Below are 7,193 nucleotides of genomic sequence, written 5' to 3'. Positions count from 1 at the left end.
GTGCAGCAGCGGCCGGCGGCGCGGGTTCGGCCGCGGGCTGCAGGGCCACCAGCGGCCGGGCCGGCGCGTTGCGGTAGCTCGCCGGCAATTGCGAGCTCTTGGGGTAGCCCGCGGCGTCGAGGTATTGCGACCACTCCGAATCCGCAAAGCCCTTGAGCTGCTGCGAGCCGATGGTCAGCAGCGGCAGCGAGGCCTGGCCGCTCAGACGCTGCAGCGCTTCGACGTCCTCGTTGGATTTGACGGTCCGTTCGTCGAAGGGCACGCCGCGGGTGACCAGCAGCGAGCGGCCGGCGCCGCAGGGACTGCAGGCCTCGCTGGTGTAGAGCGTCACCGGATAGCGCTGCGCGACCTGCCGCAGTTCGTAGGGCAGGCCGGTGCCGGCGCCGGCGCCCGAGTTGCCGCCGACCCGGGCCGGAGCCGCCGGAGCGTTGGCACTCGGCGGCTGGTCGGAAAAGGTGACCTTGCCGTTCTTGTCGACGTTGCGATAGACCGACTGCGCCAGTGTGGCGCCGGCGACCAGCAGCAGGGTGAGGCCCGCGAGGGCGGCGTTGAGCTTCATCGATGATTCCCGAAATCGGATGGAGCGAAGTATCTCAGGCTGGTTGCGCCTCGGCCATTCCCTGGTGTCGAAGCAAGGCGTCCAGTTGCGGTTCGCGGCCTCGGAAGGCCTTGAAAGATTCCATCGCGCTGCGGCTGCCGCCGGCCTCGAGGATGGCCTCGCGGTACTTGCGGCCGGTCTCGATGCTCGGCTCCCCGTTGGCGCCGGCGGTCTCCTCGAAAGCCGCGTAGGCGTCCGCGCTGAGCACCTCGGCCCACTTGTAGCTGTAGTAGCCGGCCGCATAGCCGCCCGAGAAGATGTGGCTGAAGGTGTTCGGCGTGCGGCTGAAGGCCGGGGAGGGCATCACCGCGACCTCCTCGCGCACCTTGGCCAGCAGCGCCATCACATCGCCCGGCTGGGCGCTGGCGGCGTCGTAGCCGGTGTGCAGCAGCATGTCGAAGAGCGAGAACTCGATCTGGCGCAGGGTCTGCAGGCCGCTCTGGAAGTTCTTCGCGGCCGTCATCTTGTCGAACAGGGCGCGCGGCAGCGGCGCGCCGGTGTCGACTTGAGAGGTCATGTGCGCGAGCACGTCCCATTCCCAGCAGAAGTTCTCCATGAACTGGCTCGGCAGCTCGACCGCATCCCACTCGACGCCGCTGATGCCCGAGACGTCGCGCTCGTTGATCCGGGTCAGCATGTGGTGCAGGCCATGGCCGAATTCGTGGAACAGGGTGGTCACGTCGTCGTGCGTCAGCAGCGGCGGCTTGCCGTCGACGCCTTCGGCGAAGTTGCAGACCAATTGCGCCACCGGCGTCTGCAGCGCGCCGGTGTCGGGGCGAAGCCAGCGCGCGCGCACGTCGTCCATCCAGGCGCCGCCGCGCTTGGCGGCACGGGCGGACGGGTCAAGGTAGAACTGGCCGACCTTCTGGCCGGCGCGCTCGATGCGATAGAACTCCACGCTCGGGTGCCAGACCGGCGCCGTGTCGCGCCGGATCGAGACCTCGAACAGGGTTTCGACGATCTTGAACAGGCCGGCCATCACCTTCGGCGCGGGGAAGTACTGCTTGACCTCCTGCTCGCTGAAGGCGTAACGCGCTTCCTTGAGCTTTTCGCCGATGTAGCTCCAGTCCCAGGGCTGCGGATCGGCGAGGCCCAGGTGCTGCGCCGCGAAGCTGCGCAGGTCGGCCAGGTCGCGCTCGCCGTAGGGCCTGGCCTTGGCGGCGAGATCGCGCAGGAACTTGATCACCTGGTCGGCCGATTCGGCCATCTTCGGCACGATCGAGAGCTCGCCGAAATTGGGGTAGCCGAGAAGCTTGGCCTCCTCCTGGCGCAGCGCCAGGATCTCGCGGATCAGCGCGGTGTTGTCGAAGGCGGGGTCGCCGAATTCGCTGGCGCGCGTGACGTAGGCGCGATAGAGCCGCTCGCGCAGCGCACTGCTCTTCGCGAACTGCATGACCGGCAGGTAGCAGGGCATCTTGAGCGTGAGCTTGTAGCCGTCCTTGCCCTCGGCTTCGGCGGCCGAGCTGGCGGCGCTGATGACGTCCTCCGGCAGGCCGTCGAGATCTGCGAGCTCCGCATACCAGGCGAAGGCGTCGGTGGCGTCGAGCGCGTTCTCGCTGAACTTCTGGCTCAGCTCGGCCTGGCGCTCCTGGATCTCCGCGAAACGAGCCTTGGCCGCACCCTGCAGTTCGGCGCCGCCGAGCACGAAGTTGCGGATCGCATAGCGGTGCGCCTGGCGCTGTTCGGGGTTGAGCGTCGCCGGGACGATCGCCTTGTACTTGGCGTAGAGCCGCTCGTCCGAACCCAGGCGGGTCCAGAAGGCGGTGACACGCGGCATCGCGTCGTTATAGGCGGCGCGCAGCTCGGGCGTGTCGGCGACCGCATTGAGATGGCCGACCGCGCCCCAGGCGCGGCTGAAGCGCTCCGAGGCCACGTCCAGGACCTTCGCGATCGCGGTCCAGTCGGCCGGGAATCCGGGCGCGGTCACTTCCTGCAGCGCCGACTCGGCGTCGGCGAGCAGGGTGTCGACCGCCGGGGCGACATGCTCCGGCCGGATCTGGTCGAACAGCGGGAGGTCGTTGAAGTCGAGGAGCGGATTGGTCATGGTCTTGTTCAGATGGCGGACGGACGGCGCGAGTTCAAGTGGCGCTGGCGGCCGCGCGTTCGGCGGCCTCGAGGGTGTTGACCAGCAGCATCGTGATGGTCATCGGGCCGACGCCGCCGGGCACCGGCGTGATCCAGCCCGCGACCTCGCGCACGCCGGCGAAGTCGACGTCCCCGCAGAGCTTGCCTTCGTCGTTGCGGTTCATGCCGACGTCGATCACGACCGCGCCCGGCTTGACCATGTCGGCCGTGAGCACATTGCGCTTGCCCACGGCCGCGACCACCACGTCGGCCTGGCGCGTGATGGCGCCCAGGTCGGCGGTCGCACTGTGGCAGATGGTGACCGTGGCGCTCCTGGCCAGCAGCATCAGCGCCATCGGCTTGCCGACGATGTTGCTGCGGCCGATGACCACCGCGTGCTTGCCGCGCAGCTCGAAGCCGATCGACTCGAGCATCTTCATGCAGCCGTAGGGCGTGCAGGGCCAGAAGCCGGGCGAGCCGGTCATCAGGGCGCCGGCGCTGGCGACGTGGAAGCCATCGACATCCTTGGACGGTGCGATCGCCTCGATCACCTTCTGCGCGTCGATGTGCGCGGGCAGCGGGAGCTGCACCAGGATGCCGTGGATCGACGGGTCGTTGTTGAGCGCGTCGACCCGGGCCAGCAGGTCGGCCTCGCTCAGGTCGGCCGGGTACTTCTCGAGCACCGAGTGCAGGCCGCTGTCCTCGCAGGCCTTGACCTTGTTGCGCACGTAGACCTGGCTGGCGGGGTTTTCGCCGACCAGCACCACCGCCAGGCCGGGGACCACGCCGCGGGCCTTGAGCGCGGCGGCGCGGGCCGCGACCTCGGTGCGGAGCGTCTTGGAGAGGGCGTTGCCGTCGATCAGTTGAGCTGTCATCGTTTTTTCGATCTTCAGAAATGGAAACGCCCGCTTGCGCAGGCGTGAGGTCGGTCGGGAGCGCCGGGGCGGCCGGGCTAGGCCTTGGCCGGCGTCGCCGCCTGTCCGAGGGCGATTTTCAGCAGGTCGGCCACGGTGTTGGCGTTGAGCTTTTCCATGATGTTGGCGCGGTGCGCCTCCACCGTCTTGATGCTGATGCCGAGGTCGTCGGCGATCTGCTTGTTGAGGCGGCCGGCGACGATGCGCTCGAGCACCTGGGCCTCGCGGCCGGTGAGCTTGGACAGCAGGGCGTCGCGGCTGGCCGACTGCTGGTGCTGCGCGAAGGCGCCGCGCGCGTGTTCGAGCATGCGCTCGACCAGCGTCACCAGCGCCTCGTCGTTGAAAGGCTTCTGGATGAAATCCATCGCGCCCTTCTTCATGCTGTCGACCGCCATCGGCACGTCGCCGTGGCCGGTGATGACCACGATCGGCAGCGGAGAGCGGCGCTCGATCAGCCGGTCCTGGAGCTCGATGCCGGACATGCCGGCCATGCGGATGTCGACGATCAGGCAGGCCACCTCGCGCGGGTCGTAGCGCGACAGGAAGGACTCGGCCGAATCGAAGCAGCGGACTCGGTAGTCCTTGCCCTCGAGCAGCCATTGCAACGAATCGCGGACTGCTTCGTCGTCATCGACGACATAGACCGTGCCCTTCTTCGGAATCAAACTCATGCAGGTACTTTCGCCTCGTTGCTTGCTACGGAATCGATAGCGTCCAACACCGGTAACCAGAAGGAAAAACGGCATCCGACCACATCCGGCCCATTGTAGATGTTCTCCGCCTGCATCCGGCCGCGGTGCGACTCGACGATGGTGCGGCACAAATTGAGGCCGATCCCCATGCCCTCGGGCTTGGTGGAGAAGAAGGCCTCGTAGAGCCGTTCCATCACTTCGGGGGCCAGGCCCATGCCGGTGTCCTGGACCGAGAATTCGACCGCGGGCTGGCCGTCGATTGTCTTGGGCAGCACCCGCAGCTCGACGCTGCGGCGCGCCAGCGGCCGGTTGGCCAGGTCGATCGACTCGGCCGCGTTCTTCAGCAGGTTGACCATCACCTGCTCGATCAGGATCGGGTCGACCCGCAGGATCGGCAGCCGCGCGGCCACATAGTGGTTCAGGCGCACGTTGCGCCGGCGCAACTCGATGCCGGCCAGTTCGACCGCCTCGCTGACCATGGTCGAGACCTCGGCCGGCGTCCGGTTGGGCTCGCTGCGCTTCACGAAGGAGCGGATGCGCTGGATGATCTGGCCGGCGCGCTGGGCCTGCTTCGAGGTCTTCTCGAGTGCCGCGAGCAGGGCGTCCGAATCGATCTGCTGGCCCTTGATGCGCGACACCATGCCGTTGCAGTAGTTGGTGATCGCGGTCAGCGGCTGGTTGAGCTCGTGCGCGACGCTGGAGGCCATCTCGCCCATGGTGATCAGCCGACTGGCTGCGTGGGCCCGGTCGGCCTGGGCCGCTGCCAGGTCTTCGGCGTCGCGCCGCGGCGTGATGTCGGTGGCGATCACCAGCTGGGCCAGCCGGCCGTCGACCCAGGTCAGGTAGCGCGAGCGCACCTCGAGCCACTTGCCGAGCTCGGGCACGAAGATCTCGTTGTTGGCCGRCTGGGCGGTGGTGAGCTGGTCGATCGGCAGTCCGGCGAAGGAGTCGACGTCGTCCAGTTCTTCATCGCGCGCCTGCGTGGCCGGCACGCCGGCCTGCGCCACCATGCCGAGGTGGCCGACCGTGTTGGAGCCGAACCAGAGCCGGTAGAGCTTGTTGGCGAACAGCAGCTCCTCGCTGCCCAGCGGGGCCACCGAGACCGAGGCGTCCAGCGCTTCCAGCACGGTGGTGAAGCGCTCGTAGGAGGCCGACAGCTGCTCGCGGATCCGGGTCGGCTCGGTGATGTCGGTCATCGAGGTCATCCAGCCGGTCTGGTGGCCGCGGGCGTCGATCAGCGGCGAGACATAGAGCCGGGCGTTGAAGACGCTGCCGTTGCGGCGCTTCACCCGGACCTGGAAGCCGCCGGGCAGGGCGCGCCCGTGCAGCTCTTCCTCGAGCCGCTCGTTCATGACCTCGCGGTCGGATTCGAGCCAGTAGGGGAAGGGCGGGGTCTGGCCGACCAGCTCGTTCTCGCTCCAGCCGGTCATGGCGCAGAAGGCCGCGTTGACATAGGTGATGCGGCCTTCGAGGTCGAGCACGCGCATGCCGGTCAGCATGGAGTTCTCCATCGCGCGCCGGAAGTTGGTCTCGGCGACCAGCGCCTGCTGCGCCTGCAGCCGCCTGCGCGTGTGGCGCCAGGTGCCGATCAGCATCCAGCTGGTGAGCACGCTGAGCGCGCCGACCAGCCAGAAGAGGCCGTTGCCGACCACGCCCTGCGAGGTGCGGTAGGCCTGTGCCCGCAGCACCAGCGCGTTGCCCACGGGAGAGACCGGGACTTCGTACTCGTTGGTGCGCGCCGTCCAGGGCAGCAGCCGCGTACCGGCGCCGCGCGGATTGGCGACCGTGTTGCCGGCGATCAGGCCGCCCTTGGCGTCGAGCAGCGAGACCGCGTAGCGCGCCGAGACCTCGGACGGCATGCCGTAGCGCAGCAGTCCATCGATCGAGAACTCTCCGAGCAGCATCCCGGCGAACAGGCCCTGGTCGAACAACGGGATGTAGAGCCCCAGCATCGGCGGCGGCTCGCCGCCGGCCAGCGGCTGCGAGAAGACCGGCTGGCGCAGCTCGCGCGCCAGCGCGTAGTTGCTCTCGATGTCGCCCGGTCGCAGCACCTCGCCGATCGCATGCTGGAGCGCCGGATRGACGCTCGGCGCGGCGTAATTGGCCTTGAAGCGGCGGCGATCGTCGATCCAGCTGACCGACTGCAACTCCGGGAACTGGCTCACCAGCGACTCCGCGCGGCTGGTGAACTCGGCGGGGTCGATCTCGCGGTTGGAGGCGTCGCGCGCGAGCCGCATCAGCTGCTCCTGGCGCTCCAGCAGCCGCAGGCGCACGCGTTGCTGGGCGTACTCCACGTCGCGCTTCACCGACTCCTGGACCCGTTCCACTTCCTCGGCGCGCAAGTACCAGAACGCCGACACGATGGCGGCGAGGAACAGCAGCACGGCGGCCAGCGGCGCGAGCATCGCAACGGCGTCCTGCAGCACCGGCGTCTGGCGGCGCCACCAGCGGCGCCACCACGACAGCGGCGATGCGGCGCTGCGGGCGACCGCGATCGGAGAAGAAAGGGGCATCGGCCAAGTTTAGGTGAAGCCCCCTGCCGACGAACGGCGGCAGGCGAGTGTCAGGGACCGACGTGCGGCCACCTTCGATAGAGAGATTTCATAATAAGAAATCGCTAAGCACGATTTGAAATCCAAAGAATTCTGTGAGAAACTGCCGCGCGCTGCCGGATACGGCACTAAATTACAGCCACACCCCCCTCACAAAGGAGACAAGCATGTCGGCAAATCCCGAGAACCTGTTCGGCTCGGCCGCGAACGACCTGGACGCGCAGGAGACGCGTGAATGGATGGACGCCCTGTCGGCCGTCATCGAGAGCGAGGGGCCCGAACGCGCGCACTTCCTGCTTGAGCAACTGCTCGAGCATGCGCGCCAGAACAGCATCGACAAACCGTTCTCGGCCAATACGGCCTATGTGAACAC

Annotated in this window: 6 protein-coding genes; 1 reads left to right on the top strand and 5 read right to left on the bottom strand. The window is 67.9% G+C overall.

Annotated features, from left to right (window positions below):
• The 5 genes from AC1D2K_RS26025 to AC1D2K_RS26005 form a co-directional block, all read right to left on the bottom strand.
• A partial coding sequence (locus AC1D2K_RS26025) for a glutaredoxin family protein (protein ID WP_478092154.1) occupies positions 1-559 on the bottom strand: 559 nt, incomplete at its 3' end.
• Positions 560-593: 34 nt separating this feature from the next.
• Entirely contained in the window at positions 594-2,642 is a 2,049-nt protein-coding gene (locus AC1D2K_RS26020) for a M3 family metallopeptidase (protein ID WP_478092152.1), read from the bottom strand.
• Positions 2,643-2,676: 34 nt separating this feature from the next.
• Positions 2,677-3,537, bottom strand: coding sequence for a bifunctional methylenetetrahydrofolate dehydrogenase/methenyltetrahydrofolate cyclohydrolase FolD (gene folD, locus AC1D2K_RS26015; RefSeq protein ID WP_478092151.1), 861 nt, complete (start codon positions 3,535-3,537; stop codon positions 2,677-2,679).
• Between the two features lie 77 nt (positions 3,538-3,614).
• Complete coding sequence (locus tag AC1D2K_RS26010; RefSeq protein ID WP_478092149.1) at positions 3,615-4,247, bottom strand: response regulator transcription factor; 633 nt, start codon at positions 4,245-4,247, stop codon at positions 3,615-3,617.
• Positions 4,244-6,781, bottom strand: a complete 2,538-nt coding sequence (locus tag AC1D2K_RS26005) for a PAS domain-containing sensor histidine kinase (RefSeq protein ID WP_478092147.1) — start codon at positions 6,779-6,781, stop codon at positions 4,244-4,246. The genes AC1D2K_RS26010 and AC1D2K_RS26005 overlap by 4 nt, the downstream gene beginning before the upstream one ends.
• Positions 6,782-6,987: 206 nt before the next feature.
• Here AC1D2K_RS26005 and AC1D2K_RS26000 point away from each other — a divergent pair.
• Positions 6,988-7,193 (top strand): hypothetical protein (locus tag AC1D2K_RS26000; RefSeq protein ID WP_478092146.1); only part of this gene is annotated, 206 nt, incomplete at its 3' end.

This window comes from Variovorax sp. P1_H12_2, assembly GCF_056405335.1.
Note: the sequence above shows the minus strand (reverse complement) of the source record. Positions and strands in the feature narration are given on the sequence as shown.

Excerpts from the sequence above, each read along its gene's own strand:
- folD (WP_478092151.1), bottom strand. The coding sequence starts at position 3,537 with ATGACAGCTCAACTGATCGACGGCAACGCCCTCTCCAAGACGCTCCGC.
- AC1D2K_RS26010 (WP_478092149.1), bottom strand. The coding sequence starts at position 4,247 with ATGAGTTTGATTCCGAAGAAGGGCACGGTCTATGTCGTCGATGACGAC.
- AC1D2K_RS26020 (WP_478092152.1), bottom strand. The coding sequence starts at position 2,642 with ATGACCAATCCGCTCCTCGACTTCAACGACCTCCCGCTGTTCGACCAG.